The organism is Mesorhizobium sp. M1365, from assembly GCF_040317865.1.
Lineage (GTDB): Bacteria > Pseudomonadota > Alphaproteobacteria > Rhizobiales > Rhizobiaceae > Mesorhizobium.
On the sequence record NZ_JAMYLG010000036.1, the window covers coordinates 15,602 to 30,160 of the forward strand.

At 60.3% G+C, this 14,559-nt stretch carries 15 protein-coding genes; 9 read left to right on the forward strand and 6 right to left on the reverse strand.

Going from position 1 to position 14,559, the window contains the following annotated elements; genetic code table 11:
* Positions 1 to 8: 8 nt before the first annotated feature.
* Genes NKH04_RS26260 through NKH04_RS26280 form a run of 5 tightly spaced genes read right to left on the reverse strand, consistent with a single transcriptional unit; the run spans position 9 to position 7,998 of the window.
* Entirely contained in the window at positions 9 to 1,826 is a 1,818-nt protein-coding gene (locus NKH04_RS26260; RefSeq protein WP_353045191.1) for an ABC transporter ATP-binding protein, read from the reverse strand.
* On the reverse strand, positions 1,823 to 2,812 hold the full coding sequence (locus NKH04_RS26265; protein ID WP_352980966.1) for a glycosyltransferase family 2 protein: 990 nt from the start codon (positions 2,810 to 2,812) through the stop codon (positions 1,823 to 1,825). Before NKH04_RS26265 ends, NKH04_RS26260 begins: the two co-directional genes overlap by 4 nt.
* Positions 2,809 to 5,877 carry a trifunctional glycosyltransferase/class I SAM-dependent methyltransferase/polysaccharide deacetylase gene (locus NKH04_RS26270; RefSeq protein ID WP_353045192.1) on the reverse strand — a complete coding sequence of 1,023 codons (3,069 nt, stop codon included), beginning with the start codon at positions 5,875 to 5,877 and terminating at the stop codon, positions 2,809 to 2,811. Before NKH04_RS26270 ends, NKH04_RS26265 begins: the two co-directional genes overlap by 4 nt.
* Positions 5,834 to 7,000 (reverse strand): glycosyltransferase family 2 protein, encoded by a 1,167-nt coding sequence (locus NKH04_RS26275; protein ID WP_352542858.1) that lies wholly within the window; start codon positions 6,998 to 7,000, stop codon positions 5,834 to 5,836. Before NKH04_RS26275 ends, NKH04_RS26270 begins: the two co-directional genes overlap by 44 nt.
* A 2-nt stretch (positions 7,001 to 7,002) precedes the next feature.
* Positions 7,003 to 7,998: a glycosyltransferase family 2 protein gene (locus tag NKH04_RS26280; protein WP_352980968.1), complete on the reverse strand. Its 996-nt coding sequence runs from the start codon at positions 7,996 to 7,998 to the stop codon at positions 7,003 to 7,005.
* A gap of 252 nt (positions 7,999 to 8,250) precedes the next feature.
* On the opposite strand from NKH04_RS26280, the gene NKH04_RS26285 reads away from it, so the two are divergent.
* From NKH04_RS26285 to NKH04_RS26300, 4 genes are all read left to right on the forward strand, one after another.
* Positions 8,251 to 8,487: a hypothetical protein gene (locus NKH04_RS26285; RefSeq protein WP_353045193.1), complete on the forward strand. Its 237-nt coding sequence runs from the start codon at positions 8,251 to 8,253 to the stop codon at positions 8,485 to 8,487.
* 356 nt (positions 8,488 to 8,843) lie between these two features.
* Complete coding sequence (locus NKH04_RS26290) at positions 8,844 to 9,236, forward strand: DUF982 domain-containing protein (RefSeq protein WP_352542854.1); 393 nt, start codon at positions 8,844 to 8,846, stop codon at positions 9,234 to 9,236.
* A gap of 99 nt (positions 9,237 to 9,335) precedes the next feature.
* Positions 9,336 to 9,578, forward strand: a complete 243-nt coding sequence (locus NKH04_RS26295; protein ID WP_352542855.1) for a DUF982 domain-containing protein — start codon at positions 9,336 to 9,338, stop codon at positions 9,576 to 9,578.
* Positions 9,579 to 9,666: 88 nt separating this feature from the next.
* A complete protein-coding gene (locus NKH04_RS26300; protein WP_352542856.1) occupies positions 9,667 to 9,909 on the forward strand; it encodes a DUF982 domain-containing protein in 243 nt (80 codons plus the stop codon).
* A 343-nt stretch (positions 9,910 to 10,252) separates the two neighbouring features.
* Here the strand turns inward: NKH04_RS26300 and NKH04_RS26310 are convergent, their stop codons facing one another.
* Complete coding sequence (locus tag NKH04_RS26310; RefSeq protein WP_353045195.1) at positions 10,253 to 10,735, reverse strand: DUF2127 domain-containing protein; 483 nt, start codon at positions 10,733 to 10,735, stop codon at positions 10,253 to 10,255.
* A 41-nt stretch (positions 10,736 to 10,776) separates the two neighbouring features.
* On the opposite strand from NKH04_RS26310, the gene NKH04_RS26315 reads away from it, so the two are divergent.
* The 5 genes from NKH04_RS26315 to NKH04_RS26335 all read left to right on the forward strand — a co-directional run bounded on the left by NKH04_RS26315 (position 10,777) and on the right by NKH04_RS26335 (position 14,554).
* Positions 10,777 to 11,319 carry a phosphatase PAP2 family protein gene (locus NKH04_RS26315; protein WP_353045196.1) on the forward strand — a complete coding sequence of 181 codons (543 nt, stop codon included), beginning with the start codon at positions 10,777 to 10,779 and terminating at the stop codon, positions 11,317 to 11,319.
* A 209-nt stretch (positions 11,320 to 11,528) separates the two neighbouring features.
* Entirely contained in the window at positions 11,529 to 12,284 is a 756-nt protein-coding gene (locus NKH04_RS26320; protein ID WP_353023216.1) for a COG4280 domain-containing protein, read from the forward strand.
* Positions 12,281 to 12,505, forward strand: coding sequence for a hypothetical protein (locus tag NKH04_RS26325; protein ID WP_352542773.1), 225 nt, complete (start codon positions 12,281 to 12,283; stop codon positions 12,503 to 12,505). The genes NKH04_RS26320 and NKH04_RS26325 overlap by 4 nt, the downstream gene beginning before the upstream one ends.
* 128 nt (positions 12,506 to 12,633) lie before the next feature.
* Positions 12,634 to 13,647: an ABC transporter substrate-binding protein gene (locus NKH04_RS26330; RefSeq protein ID WP_352923631.1), complete on the forward strand. Its 1,014-nt coding sequence runs from the start codon at positions 12,634 to 12,636 to the stop codon at positions 13,645 to 13,647.
* A 97-nt stretch (positions 13,648 to 13,744) separates the two neighbouring features.
* Positions 13,745 to 14,554 carry an ABC transporter ATP-binding protein gene (locus tag NKH04_RS26335; protein WP_352816312.1) on the forward strand — a complete coding sequence of 270 codons (810 nt, stop codon included), beginning with the start codon at positions 13,745 to 13,747 and terminating at the stop codon, positions 14,552 to 14,554.
* Positions 14,555 to 14,559 lie beyond the last annotated feature (5 nt).

The following is a 14,559-nucleotide window of genomic DNA, read 5'->3' on the forward strand; positions in this document are numbered from 1 at the left end:
CAGGGCCATCATCCTTTGTCCTCAGCGTCAGAGGCACATACGATTTCGTGCTGGCGACCTTGGTATTGAGGAACAACGACGGAGGCAGGTCCTTGGCTGTTGACTCTGCCGTTCTCTATCCAAATGACGTTGCCTGCATCACGCGCCGTTTCTATGCGGTGCGTGATCAGCAAAATTGTCCTTTTGCCAAGCTGCCTGTCAATCGCACGCCGTACTTGATCCTCGAGCGCGGTATCGAGTGCGTTCATGGCCTCATCCAGGATCAGGAAGTCCGGATTGCGCAATACAGCTCGTGCCAGGCCAATGCGCTGTCGCTGGCCGCCGGAAAATCGCAGCCCCTCCTGCCCGATCCAGGTATCGTAGCGATCGGGGAGGTCTTCGACGAATGACGCGACGCCGGCACTGCGGGCAGCCACAATGATCTCTTCTTGGGACGCGTCGGCTTTGGCCATGCGGATGTTGTCTGCCACCGTGCCCTCGACGAGGTCGACGTCCTGACCCGTTACGGCGATCTTGGACAGCCAGTCGTCCCGCCTGATGTCCTGCAGCCGGGTGCCGTCAATCTTGATGTCGCCAGAGGTCGGTTCGTACAGCCGTAAGAGGAGGTTCACGATCGTCGTCTTGCCAGCGCCACTTGCGCCGATCAGCGCCGTGGTTTCTCCGGCTGGTATATCGAACGACAGGTCCGTGAGCACCGGCGCATTTTGATCATAGCCAAAGCTCACGTGCTCGAAAACGATACTCGCGTTCAAATTCCCGAGTGCGATGGTGCCTTGCGATGGATATTCCTTGTCCTCGGACTGGACCATCTCCAACACCGAGCGCAGTTGCGGCTGCATCTGCGCCAGAAACAGCAGGTTGCTCTCGAACTCCTGCGTATGCGGCTGCAGCCGATAGAGGAGGGCCACAGCGGCCAGCGTTACCTCGAAGCTGATATGCCACCACCCGGAGACCAGGACGATGGAGCCCAACATTCCCAGATAGCCGATCTCGGTCGCTGGGCCGATCCAGGACGAAAGGCGAATCAGGGACAGCGATGCGTCGCGCGCGGCCGCCGACGATTGCACGAAGCGACGCTGGTGTAGCGCCTCCTGTCCGTAGGCGCGGATGGTGCGCAACGCCTGGAGTGTCATGAGCATATGCTCGCCGAGCGATTGATGGATTTTCTTCACCCGATGTCCCAGGTCCCGCGCGGGTCGCGAAAAGATGCGCAAGATCGCCGAGATCGCGATTGAGCCAAGGGCTGCGATCACCAGGATCTTCCAGGAGATCGTGAAGAGAAAGACGGCGAACACGAAAATAGAGCAGCTGTTGATGATGAGTCGGGTCACTGCGCCATACGCTTGCGCCACCAGCCACGATTCGGTCCCGAGCACCTCCATGAGTTGCGATTGCTCGTGCTGTTGGATGGATCCGAACGCGACCGTGAGATATTGTTCGTGGACGAGGTTGCGCACGCGCTCGCTGATCCGTTCGCCGATGCTGGAGCTTATCAACGAATACAGCAGCGCCAGCGCTCCACGAGCGAAGATGAGTAGGAGGATCGCGAAGGCGAGCCGGGTAGGACTACCGAGCCAGGCGACTGCCAGGCCCAGCGCTCGGCCCTGAAGGCCATTTCCAGCATCCGTGATTCGGCTGGACACTAAATAGAGGAACAGCAGGATCAGGGTGATGCCGAGCGTCTCGGCCAAGGATGACAGAAAGCCAACAGCGAGCAGAGCGGGCGTCGCCCAGCGCGGCTTGCCAACGATGCGAAGCAAATGCGAAAGATCGCGCAACGAAGCACGGACCGCACCGCGGCGTATGGCTCCTTTCCCTTTGCTCATTTCAGTTCCCCGATCGGGAAGCGCACGGTAACGCGTGGGCGGACAGGCATGCGACCGCGCAGCAGTTTCGTCGCAGCGCGCTTGGCCAAATGCGCTATGATCAGGGGCAAATCCACGGCGATTATCCGCATGGCGATCGCGGGATGACGGCGAAGCAGCAATGACAGGATCGGCAGCACATAGCGGGGGTGCCTCAGGCGCAACGTCCGCTCCAGGAGCCATGCCGAATAGAAATGCAGGCCTTCACGCAGCGTAGTTGCCGCATCCGGGTGGCGGCCAAGCATCTCGTCCACCACCAGCATCCAGGACCGCAGCATGCGGGTCATGTTGCTCGACATATTTCCCGGTAGATAGCGATATCCCACCAGCGGCTCTTCGACGACTTCGAAGTGGTAGGTTTCGGCAACGCGACAATAGAAGAGGATATCTTCACAACCCTGCGCGCCGGCCTCGCGCAGCCCACCCTCGAAACCGTCGGCGTCTATCAGGGCCTGCCGGTGTACCAAGGCTGCGCTGCCATTGCCAACGAAATTGCCGTGGAAAAGGCGCTCAAGCACATCGCCCCGCCAGTTTGGCCGATGCTGATCATCCGTTACCGCACTCTGAGCATCGATGACTCGATACCAGCAGTAGACGAGCCCCACTTTCTCGCCTGCCCGATCGAACGCGGCCAATTGCCGCTCAATCTTGGTCGGCGCCCAGAGATCGTCGGCATCGACGAATGCGATCAGATCGGATTGCGCCGCTTGCCAACCCGTATTGCGGGCGGCGGCCACGCCGGCGTTAGCCTGCCGGATCAGCCGCACGCGAGGGTCGACCTCCATGTGGTGTCGGGCGATGGTGACAGTCTGGTCGCGCGAGCCGTCGTCGACGACAATAATCTCGAGCGCGCGGTGAGACTGGGACCGAACGCTGCGGAGCGTCTCGTCGATTGTATCTTGCGCATTGTGAGCGGGGATAATGACGCTGACGAGTTTGCCGTTCATTCGAGCACCGCCTCTACCATGGCGACAAAGTCATCGAGCGAACGGTCCCCACGCACCTCGATGCGTGGAAGGTCGATTGGATCGCAATCGAGGTCCGCCGGCCCGTGTCTGCCGCCGAAGCCGATTCGATAGCCGCATTCCTTGGCCAGCCTGCCCAGCCGTCGGTCCGTGACGGAGAAAGGCGCCGCGAATGCCGTCGTTGGCCTCCCGGTCCACCGCTCGACGAACATACGCGAGCGCAGCAACTCAGCGGCCAGCTCGGAGCTCGAAAGGCCATCGATGGCGCGATGCGTCGCCAGATGGCTCCCAAAGAAGGCACCTTCGCCGGCAAGGCGTCGAACGGTCTCGGCGTCCATGAGTGGTGCCGGGGGACCGCTGTCGGCATCCCATTGTGCACGTTCACCCACGAAGTCCGTTACCAGGAAGACTTCGGCCGTCAGGTCGTTGGCCCGCAGGATTGGCCAGGCATGGTCGGCAAAGTTCTGCAAGCCGTCATCGAAGGTGATGAGCACCGGACGGCCCACGAAAGGGTGACGGTTGGCAATGAACCATTCGAGCTGCTCTGACATGATCGCGTGAAAGCCATTGGCGCGCAGCCATGCCATTTGGCTGGCGAATGCGGCGGGCGCGAGCCGAAAACGGGCGAGTGCGGCCGGACCTTCATCGGAGACGCCGTGGTACATGAGAACGGGAATGCGCTGCCGCCGCTCGCTACGCGCAACCTCACCGCGCAGCGCCCGTGCCCCGCCCCAGACGATGTTTCGCGCGACGTCCGTCTCGATGGCCGCGCGGATGGGGAGGTGGTCGAGCGTCGGATCCGCCGCAAATTCTGCCGGGGACAGGCGGCGAAAGCGGTCGATGCGATAGAGATCGGTCTGGATCGATCGCTCAAGGACGAGGCCTTCGGTCGCGGCCAGCGTCTCCGAAATTAGTTGCGCGCCGAACTTGTGGTCCCAATCGAAGCCTGTCCGTTCCATATTGTCACGAAGCACGAAGGCGTGCGCGCTGATGAAACTGCCGCCGGGCGCCAACGCCTCGACGATCTTTGAGGCGACGCGCCGCAACTCGTCGAGATTGTCCAGGAAATAGAGCACTTCCGAGCAGATGATCAAATCCATCCCGTCTGGCAGTGCATCCGCAAGAAAATCCAGTACCCTGAATTCGATATTCAACTGGTGTCTGCAGCGCGCGCGCGCCCGCTCGATGGCAATAGCGGAGATATCGGTCGCGATCAAATGGCCCACGCGCGGCGCCAGCTGCCGCGTGAAATGGCCCTCCGCGCAGGCCAGCTCAAGCGCCCGTCCGATGGGACCGGCAGGCAGAATTTCGAGCTGCCGCTCATATTTTTCCTGCTCATAGGGCGAACCGTAGTTCCAGGGATCCTCGATCGCAAAATGGCGATTCCAGAAAGATGTGCGGTCATTGTCGCGCCCATCCGCGGCCCGTGCACGGCGCGGCGCTGCAAAAGGCTCTTTAGTTTCGGCGCTCGACCGAACCAGCGCCTGCGCTTCCGCGGCCAATCCCGCGAGTTTGCCGAAATGGCTGTCCTGATCAGACCGGCGTCGCGCCATGGACAACAATGCCTCGGCTGCAGACATGTTTGACTTGTCGGCACCGGCGCCCTTTTGCGGTGCATCTACAGGCGATCGCCTCGCAAGCCGCGCGACACGCTTCCAGAAGCGGGACGCCATGCGGCTATGGCCGGAGAGATTGCCTAGAAGCCGCTCAGGGGGCACGAAAGCCAGGATCAATTCAATCCAATGACGCCTTGTCACTCTCCCGAGTACACCGAACTGCACGAGAGCTTCGATCTGCCCTTCCATCATTAGGTAGACATAAAATTGATCGATCCCCTCCGGAAGTTCGGTCGAGCCCGGATGCCGAACATCGACGCGTATCCCCAGCGTTCGCGCCAGCCTGCGCGGTGCGGCAAGATCATCGAAGTCGAGGAGCATTTGGTCAAGATGATATTGTACGCGGCGGCCGGCGGCAGGGTCGCTCCAGAGATTGCTGAGTTCAATCACCAAGTCGGTGAGGGGGCCACCGAACCTGTCCCATCTGGCGGCCAATTGCTGCGGCGTCGATAGACTTCCTACCATCAGGCCGTCGAAGACCACCTTAGCGATCTCAGGCGCCCATTCGTATCTGGCCGGGAGCGCGCGCAGGATCCGCGAGGGGATCGAGCCGCCGCCGCTGCCGCAATCCGACGCAGCGTTCCACAAGGCGAACCACGCGAGTGCTTCGCAAGCGGCGCGGCCGTCCAACGGGTTCGCTCCCTTGGCGTGTGCAGACGCTGGGTGTTTGACTCTGGGGTCGGCAGAAAAGCCGCGGGTAATCACGATCTCCGCATCTGATATCATCTGCGTCGAATTTCGGGTGAGCGAATTGGGGCTGGCCCGATAGAAGGCGAGCGGCTCGTCGACCATCACCCAACGGTTCCCGAGACGTGCGACGCGCTGCCACAAATCCCAGTCCTCACAGGTGGCCAGCGACACATCGAAGCCGCCTAACTCGACGATCGTCGCCCGGTCGATCAGCAGCGCGTGAGTACGGATGGCGCACCGGCGCGCGAATGTCTCGAAGGGTTGGATCGCAACCTCGGGGGCGATGCTCGACGGGGTGAGTGCGCCATCGGGCATCACGCGCCGAGAACCGCAATAAGCGGCCACTGCATCGGGAGCGTTTTTCAATGCGGCCAGCATTTTGGCAAGGAAGCTGGCGTCTACCCAATCGTCGGCATCCAGGAACATTAGCCAGCGTCCGCGCGCTGACGAGATCCCCTGATTGCGCGCGCCGGCGGCGCTATGGGCAGAGGAGTTCACCGTGCGAAATCGAGCATCGCGCCCAACAAAACTGGCGATGATTGCGGCAGTACGATCATTCGAGTCATCGTCGACGATGATCGCCTCCCAATCAGTAATGTCTTGATTGATGAGACAATCGAGTGCTTGTGCCAGTGTCAGCTCCGCGTTCCGCGCAGGCACTACGATTGAAACCGAGGGATTGTCCGCCACGTCGTCCTTACACGCGCTTGGTTCGGAGGTAGAACAGGATTCCTGAAGCATAGCCGGCGATTTCATGCCAAATGAATCGATCCTCAGCGCTCCTGCATCCAAGCAGCCTTCTGCGGACCCTGCCGAGGTACCAGAGTGGCTTCCATTTGAAAGCCTGTTTCAAATTCGCCTTCACGCCAGTCCGCTCATGCTGGACGAGCAACGCGGCCGAGTGACCGCGCATGTAGAAATAGATTTGCTTGGCCAGGCCTTCCATAGTCCGCCTGTGGAAATGGAATGCGACGGAGGTTGGCTGGTAACGGCAGTCATATCCATTGGCAAGCAGCCGATACCAATATTCAGAGTCGCCCGAACATCCAGCCTGGCCGACGTCAAGGCGCTCGTCAAACAGCCCCGCGCGGTCAAACACGTCGCGCCGGAAGGCCATGCTTGCACCGGCACCGATTTTCCATGCCGGGAACACTTCGTGCCTGCTAGAGGCAAAGTCGGCCGCGCGGAACAATTGCGGCCTGTAGCCTTGCCCGAAGCTCCAGAACGTCTCGAAATAGCGCTGTGCTTCGGTGGCAAGTTCTGCTGGCAGTACAAGGCCTGTCACCGCGCCGGTCGAAGGCCTGTCGAACGCCGTGATCAGCTGCTCAAGCCACTGCGGGTGAAGCAGGACGTCATCGTCAGTGTAGGCGACGATTTCCGCGGATGCACGCTGGGCGCCCCGGTTGCGAGCGATGTCCAGACCAGGTCGATCCTCGCGGACGTAGATTGCGCCGGCAGCGAGTGCTACCTCGCGCGTTTCGCTACCTGTCGATGCGTTATCGACAACGATGATCTCTGCCGGCGGGACACTTTGCTGGGGAAGCGAGGAGAGGCAGCGCCGCAATTCTTTCGGCCTGTCGCGTGTGCATATGACCACGCTGGCGCTCGGCAGAACCGGTGGAGTAAGCGTTGGACCTGCAGCGGCCGTGATCGGCATAGTGCGGCACTCACCGTCGCTCCCTCTGAGCAAATGCCCGACCGGAAGCCCGCCGCGCCACAACACGATCATTCCAGAATCGCAATCCTCGGGACTGACTTGGGTATCCAAATCCACGTGGCGGATACCTGCGCAGCCATCCGGGCCAAACAGCTTGTACAGTTCTGCGCTCAACAAATTTGCGCGCCGACTCGGCATGTCGGACATCTTCACCAGCTCAATTCGCTATAGAGAGGCCGAAATTCGCTCTTGTCGTTTCGCATTCGTCTCACGCGCATCTTGAGCCATCGAGGAACCAGTCGGGCCCTGCAATATTCTTCCAGCATATTGGGCAGGCGGGAGATCGCAACGCCCGGCTCCGTCACAAAAAGCCTCCTCAGCAGCTCGCCGGCCGCGAAAAACCGTCCCTCAATGAAAGCTCTTGTGGCAAGCCAATGGATCATGTCGACCAAGTGGGCATCGAAATCGCGCCCGAATGACGGATACTTTTCGCGAAATTCGGCAAGGACAATTTCACACGAGCGAAGCATCTGCATGACATCGCTTGACATGTTGAGGTTCGTCATTCGGTAGCCGACAAGGTGCTGAGGGACGAGCCGGAACTCATAAGTTTCCGCAATGTTGAGGCACATTAGAAGATCCTCGCAGCCTTGTGCGTTCCTGGCCCGCAAGGACGGATCGAATTGTCCCGCTCGCTCGAATGCGGAGCGACGTACGAGCATCGAACTGCCGTTACCGACAAAATTTTGTCTGCACAGGCGCTGGAGTACATGACCTTCGGCGTCGGGCCGATGGCGCAGCGAGAATACTCGACCATCCTGGTCGATATGCGCGAACCAACAATAGGCCAAGCCCGCCGAAGAGCCACCTTCCTGCAAGGCGCGCAACTGTAGTGCGATCTTGGAAGGTGCCCAAAGATCGTCGGCGTCGACAAACGCCAGAAACTCCGCGCTGGTGGAAGCCGCACCGCTGTTGCGAGCGTTCGCCACGCCGCCATTCGAATTTGCTATGAGGCGTATACGGTGATCCTTCTTGGCATATGAGGCCACGATTGATGCGGACTCGTCCGTCGATCCGTCGTCTACCACGATAATGTCCAATGCCTGGTAATTCTGACGGCAGATGCTAATCAGGGTAGAACCAATGGTTCGCTCGGCATTAAACATCGGGACCACGACGCCTACCGTGGGTTTGTCCTGGATCATCGGCGACTTCGTTTTCTCCTTAGGGTTGGCAAAAACGGCTAGCGACCATACGTGTCAGTACTCCTCTTCAAGATCGGGGCGAATTCGCGGCAAAATCAGCTCGGGCGTTCCTATTCGCCTGACTAAAGCCTGTGACCGCGACAAAATCATGTCGCCGAAAGACGCGACATCCATCGCATCTTGAGAAATACGAATTCGCCGTAGCCCTACGCCGAGACGCGCCACAGCGGCATCAAATGCGAAAACCTGATCGTGACCGCGCAGAAGCGCTACGCCTTGCAGGCGGGCGGCCGCCGTCACTCCAGGATCGCGCCGTTGCTCTGGCGCAAGGGCGCGGCGAGGTGCGGACGCGATCTCACTGACATCGCCATCCCACGATGCCATCTCTCCCGGATGTGCGAGGACGGGCTGCTCGTGAACGTCGGCTATGGCCGGTATCGAGCCGCCGCGCTGCGGCCTGACCTTCAGGCCGCGCTGAACTCGCTGTAGGATGGCGCCGCTTCGATGACCTCGCTATTCCGGCCCTCGCAGACGGCGTGGATCGGACGTAAGCCGCCGAGGCGAGGGACTGCTCGGGAAGGCGGTTACGGCGGCTATCGTGCCGTCGTTCCGAATGCCGCTTCACCGTCGCGCCTTCAGGAACAATTTGATGCATGCTCCGCACCGCGCCGGGCGCGCACCGTGCAGGAAACGAAGCGGGCACGGGGGTCCTCGCGCTAGCCAGTTATCCGATCCCCCGCTCAGAAATTCCTACCAAACGTTCCTGAGCCCACCATTCCACACGAAATCGTCGGTTGATCTCTTATTAGTTCCCGACAAAATACAGAAGTTGGGTCGATACAATCATGGTTGAAGTCGAGAGAACAATGCAGAGGTCAGAAGCTGCCCGCAGTTTCCTTCGAAAGCTGCTCACTTTATCATCAGAACGAACGCTGTCGGATGAGCAAAACTTGCTTAGGGGACTTCATCGGTCCGCAAAGAGTGACCCCATGGTAACCCATTGGTTCTCCCCTCCGGTTCCCGTCAGGACTGAAGGTCCCGGCCTGACACACCACGTCAACAACGCAGTGGCAGCAGCTAATGAACTCCTGAAGTGGACCAACCGTGGCCCTCACTGGAACCTCGCGGTGCGCGTTTGCGTGACTGTTATTGCCGACGAGATGGAACCTGAGGAGGCCCGCAAGGCATTCCTGGCTGCCGCCGAGGAGGAGGGGAAGCTGATTAGGGCTGGTGGCTGACGGCCAATTACTTCAACATCCGCTCAGCCTCAGGAATTCCACCAAATGCTCCCCGACCGGAGGCTGGCTGCAGAAGACGTCGTTCGCTAAATTCCACCCATGGCAATCCTCTGGTTCTCACCCCCTGTGTACGTTAAGACGGAACATAAAGGCTTCCGCTACGCGGTCCACCACGTTCAGGCTGCGGCTGAGGAACTCGTCTTGTGGACCAAGCGTGGCTCTAGGTGGCAAGAGGCGGTGCGCGTCTGTGTGGATGCCTTGAGCGGTAAGGTGTCCCCAATGCAGGCCCGCCACGCGTTCGAGCAGGCTGCCGAGGAGGAGGGCATGCTTTTTCCTGATTAGCAGGTCGTGTGGCTCTTCGCGCGAGCCAAAGTCGATCACCAGCTCAGACATCCTTCCAAACATTCTCACCCCCTCTAATTATCCCTCAATGGCAACCCATTGGTTCGTCCCTCCGGTGTTCGTGAAGACTGAAACCGGCGACAGGCGTGGCTGCAACAATGCCAAGGCAGCCCTTGAGCAGCTCAAGACGTGGACTCGGAGAGGACCTCGCTGGCAAAAGGCGGTGACCCTCTGCCTTTCAGATCTGGAGGGCGATCCGATTGACCCTCAGGTGGTACGAAAGGCCTTCGAGGCTGCCGCTAAGGAAGCCAAGATGTATCTCCCCCCGTAGGAGAAGGTGTCATGGCAACCCGTTGGTTCTCCGCTCCGGTGTACGCTAAAACCGACCGACCTGGGGTCACCTACGGGTGCAACAATGTCGAGGGTGCCGCCGAGGAACTCATGAAGTGGACCAAGATGGGGCCTAAGTGGCGGGAGGCTGTGCAACTATGCATCGACGCCGGCGAGGACCGGGCGACACCGGAGGAGGCACGTAAATATGAACATCACGCGGCCCGTCGGATTGGTGCTGGCAAGCGAAGCGTTCTGGAGCCTTCGGGCATGTGGTGTTCAATCCCAGGGTCGATGCCGGTGAGATTGATGCGTTCCCAACTCAGCGGCGAGAAACTTCGCTGTCATGCCGGCTTGTGCTGCCGCACGACCTTCCATTCATGCCAGATCAGCACCATGACGACAGCATCGAAGACGGTCAGGACAAGCAGGCCGAACGAATGGGTGTAGGAGTAGCGGTAGACTTGATAGCACATAAATGCGCCCAGCGCCGCAAGCGATGCCGGATACGACCACAGCTTGCCTCTCAAAAGCCCGACAACGAGCAGCAGTTTTATCAGGCCGTGGCTAAGCAGGTAGAAGGCATAAAACTCCTTGCTGGCGACGGAAAAGTGGCTTGCCATCTGCGACAGATAGCCAGCTATGAAATCGTTCGGATCTTCGATCAATTCCTCTTGGGTGAATGTATTGACCCAGGAGGCAATGGCGTCGGTGGTGACGACATAAAGCAGGATCCCGCCCACGCATTCGATCAGGGCATGCGCCCCTTTAAGCCAGATGCTGAGCTCGAAGATCTGATGGATGCGGCGTTCGTCTACTGCTTTCACAAAATTCACCTCGCGATCGACAACAACGGAAGTAGCAAACAATGGATGCAGCTCTCACCCACTGGATCAACGCGGCAGCCGGGCTCAGCCCTTTCCTAGATAGAGCAATGATTGGCGTCTCACAGATCGGCGTTCCGCTGATGGTGCTGGCTGTGGTTCTGCAATGGTGGGCGAAGGTCGACCGCTACCATGTGCGCCATGCTGCCTTGTCGGCCGGTCTGGCATTTCTGCTCGGCCTTGCGATCAACCAGTTCATTCTTCTTTTCGTGCATCGCATCCGCCCCTACGATGCCGGTGTGACCCACCTGTTGATTGCGCCAAGCGCGGACTGGTCATTCCCATCCGATCACGCGACCGCAGCCATCGCAATCGTTGCGGCCTTTGCGATGCAAGCTCTGCCGCGCCGGACGTTAGTGCTGTCCCTGCTGGCATTTCTGATTTGTTGGTCGAGAATTTACATTGGGACCCACTACCTCACCGACGTAATCGGCGGCGCAGTGACGGGCGTCTTAGGTGCCGTTATGGTGCGATTGGCCTATCGTGAGAACTCCCGGCTGGACAACCTGGCGACAAGAATTCTCTAGCTCCTTATGTGCCAACAATGAGACGAGCAGCTATCAAAACGTCGAGGTCCAAGGCGGCGGCTGGCTGAGGATGATCCTGTCATGCCTTAGTTGAGGTCGGCGAATTCACGAGTTGATCGCGGCGCGATGGGCGGATTCAAACGGTCGTCGCAACATCCCGGATGTTAGAGGTTGCGATGAGCATTGGGTCAAACGAGACAGAAACCTCCATGCAGACACTGACACCCATCCTTTCGACGGTCACGGCGGCATTCCTGGCGTCCTTCGTCGAGGTCGTCGAGGCCTTCACCATCGTGCTTGCTGTCGGGCTGACGCGCAGCTGGCGCCCGGCGCTCACCGGCGCCGCACTGGCGCTGGCGGTGCTGACGGCCCTGGTGCTGGCGTTCGGCCCAGTGTTGGCACTCGTACCAATCAGCACGCTGCAGTTCGTCGTCGGGGTGCTGCTGATCCTGTTCGGCATGCGCTGGCTGCGAAAAGCCATTCTGCGCGCTGTTGGCGTCATCGCCATACATGACGAGGCGGCGGCGTTCTCCAGGGAAACCGCTGCCTTGCACCAGCAGGCAAACGACCGCCGCGCCGACTACCTCGCTGGACTGGCGTCGTTCAAGGCAGTGCTCCTCGAGGGCGTCGAGGTGGTGTTCATCGTCATTGCCGTCGGAGCAGCACACGGGCACACGCTTTACGCCGGCCTCGGCGCGCTGGCGGCGTTCTTCCTGGTGATGCTTATCGGCCTGGCGGTCCACCGGCCGCTGGCGCGGGTGCCGGAGAATGCGCTCAAATTCGTCGTCGGGCTGATGCTGACCAGCTTCGGCATCTTCTGGACCGGCGAAGGGATTGGCGCCGACTGGCCGGGCGCCGATCTCGCTTTGCTCCCCATTTTCGCTATCGTCGCGCTGGCGTCGTTTGCCATGGTGCGCTGGCTGCGCAGCACCTACCCCACACTCACCGGAGAGCTCGCCCGATGAACGTCATTCGGCTCGCAGCCAAGGAATGCCTTGGCATGTTCGTCGATGACGGCAGTCTGGCGCTGCTGGCGCTGGTTCTGGTGGCAGTCATCGCGGCGGCTGTAAAGCTGCTGGGGCTGCCCCCGCTGCTCGGCGCTGCCCTGCTGTTGATTGGTTGCCTCGCCATCCTGTTGCACAGCGTTCGCCGCGCTGCACAGCTGCGGCAGAACTCCAAACCTTGAAGCCGTTCGCGTTCCCGTTTGACAGGTTGATGAAAGGTTGATGCCATAACTATGCCGCGCGTCCTCGCAATGTCGCAAAAGCGATGGGAGAAGAGAGGGACGCGGGAACCGAACCAAGGGAAGAGGCCATGTCGCCTAAGCGAACACTGCTTGATTCAGCCGCTACAATTGCACTCGTCGCCACCATAGCCCTGTCCGCACCATCGGCTCGCGCCGACGATAAGATCTCCATCATGGTGGGTGGCTACGAGAAGCAGATCTATCTGCCCGCCAAGCTGGCGGAAGCGCTCGGCTACTTCAAGGACGAAAGTCTCGATGTCGAATTGCTGAACGAGCCGGCCGGCGTCGATGCCGAGAACGAGATGCTGGCCGGGGCCGTGCAGGCGGTGGTCGGTTTCTACGACCACAGCATCGATCTGCAGGCGAAGGGCAAATTCGTCGAATCCGTTGTCCAGTTCAGCCAGGCGCCCGGAGAAGTCGAACTCGTTTCCACAAAGCATCCTGAGATCAAATCGCCCGGCGACTTCAAGGGAATGAGCCTTGGCGTGACTGGCCTCGGCTCCTCGACAAACTTCCTGACGGAATATCTTGCGGTCAAGAACGGCTTGAAGCTCGGTGAATTCACTTCGGTTCCGGTCGGCGCCGGCAACACCTTCATCGCCGCTATGCAGCAGGACAAGATTCAGGCCGGCATGACGACCGAACCGACGATCACCCGGCTTCTGAAGACCGGCGAAGCTTCCATTCTTGTCGACATGCGTACGATGGAAGGTACCAAAGCCGCGCTCGGCGGCACCTATCCGGCTGCTTCCCTATACATGCAAACGGACTGGGTCGACGCCCACAAGGAGACGGTGCAGAAGCTGGCCAATGCCTTCGTCAAGACACTGAAGTTCATCAACACCCATAGCGGCGCCGAGATCGCCGAAAAGATGCCGAAGGACTACTATGTCGGCGACAAGGAAGGCTATGTGAAGGCGCTGGACGCCGGCAAAGCAATGTTCACCGCCGACGGCGTCATGCCGGAAGGCGGCCCGGAAACGGTGCTAACCGTGCTCTCGGCCTTCAAGAAGGACCTGCAGGGCAAGCAGATCGACCTGTCGAAGACCTACACCACCGAGTTCGTCAAGAACGTGAAATAGCCGACATCGCCGGCGCGAGCCTCGCGCCGGATCCATCCTGTTTCTGCGTCCGGCGATCTCCCGCGCGGCGACCGCTGGGCCTTGGAGTATCTTTATCATGGCTGCCGAAAAAACCGTTCCGGCGATCGAGCTGATCAATGTCAGCCGCCGCTTCCTCTCCCCCACCGGCAAATCGCTGACCGCGTTGCGCGACTTCACCATGACAGTCGAGCGTGGCGAATTCGTCGCCGTCGTCGGCCCGACCGGCTGCGGAAAGTCGACCAGCCTCAACCTGATCACCGGTCTAGCAGCCCCAAGCGCCGGCGAGGTTCGCGTCATGGGCGGCCCAGTCAAGGGAATAGACCCACGCATCGGCTTCGTTTTCCAGAGCGACGCCCTGTTTCCCTGGCGCACGGTGATCGAGAACGTCATGGCGGGCCCGCTGTTTCGCGGCAGGCCGAGGTCGGCGGCCATGGCCGCGGCGCGCGACTGGCTGGCGCGCGTCGGCCTGTCGCGGTTCGAGCAGCATTATCCGCACCAGCTTTCGGGCGGCATGCGCAAGCGCGTGGCGCTCGCCCAGACCTTCATCAACGGCCCCGAGATTCTGCTCATGGATGAGCCGTTCTCCGCACTCGACGTGCAGACACGCGTGCTCATGCATGAAGAGCTGCTGCGGCTGTGGTCGCAGGCCAAGGCCTCGGTGGTCTTCGTCACCCATGATCTGGAGGAGGCGATCGCCCTGGCCGACAAGGTCTATGTGCTGACTGCTGGTCCGGCGACAGTGAAGTCGGTCTACACCATCGATCTGCCGCGGCCGCGCGTCGTCGCCGATATCCGTTACGAGCAGAGCTTCATCAATTATTCGCGCACAATCTGGGCCGATCTCAAGGAAGAGGTCGAGACCAGCTATGCGCGGGCCGCCGCCTGAGGGAG

Bases quoted from the DNA above. Each gene is read 5' to 3' on its own strand.
- NKH04_RS26330 (WP_352923631.1), top strand. From the start codon at position 12,634: ATGTCGCCTAAGCGAACACTGCTTGATTCAGCCGCTACAATTGCACTC.
- NKH04_RS26300 (WP_352542856.1), top strand. From the start codon at position 9,667: ATGGCAACCCATTGGTTCGTCCCTCCGGTGTTCGTGAAGACTGAAACC.
- NKH04_RS26325 (WP_352542773.1), top strand. From the start codon at position 12,281: ATGAACGTCATTCGGCTCGCAGCCAAGGAATGCCTTGGCATGTTCGTC.
- NKH04_RS26265 (WP_352980966.1), bottom strand. From the start codon at position 2,812: ATGAACGGCAAACTCGTCAGCGTCATTATCCCCGCTCACAATGCGCAA.
- NKH04_RS26290 (WP_352542854.1), top strand. From the start codon at position 8,844: ATGGTTGAAGTCGAGAGAACAATGCAGAGGTCAGAAGCTGCCCGCAGT.
- NKH04_RS26260 (WP_353045191.1), bottom strand. From the start codon at position 1,826: ATGAGCAAAGGGAAAGGAGCCATACGCCGCGGTGCGGTCCGTGCTTCG.
- NKH04_RS26320 (WP_353023216.1), top strand. From the start codon at position 11,529: ATGCAGACACTGACACCCATCCTTTCGACGGTCACGGCGGCATTCCTG.
- NKH04_RS26335 (WP_352816312.1), top strand. From the start codon at position 13,745: ATGGCTGCCGAAAAAACCGTTCCGGCGATCGAGCTGATCAATGTCAGC.
- NKH04_RS26275 (WP_352542858.1), bottom strand. From the start codon at position 7,000: ATGTCCGACATGCCGAGTCGGCGCGCAAATTTGTTGAGCGCAGAACTG.
- NKH04_RS26280 (WP_352980968.1), bottom strand. From the start codon at position 7,998: ATGATCCAGGACAAACCCACGGTAGGCGTCGTGGTCCCGATGTTTAAT.
- NKH04_RS26315 (WP_353045196.1), top strand. From the start codon at position 10,777: ATGGATGCAGCTCTCACCCACTGGATCAACGCGGCAGCCGGGCTCAGC.
- NKH04_RS26295 (WP_352542855.1), top strand. From the start codon at position 9,336: ATGGCAATCCTCTGGTTCTCACCCCCTGTGTACGTTAAGACGGAACAT.
- NKH04_RS26270 (WP_353045192.1), bottom strand. From the start codon at position 5,877: ATGCTTCAGGAATCCTGTTCTACCTCCGAACCAAGCGCGTGTAAGGAC.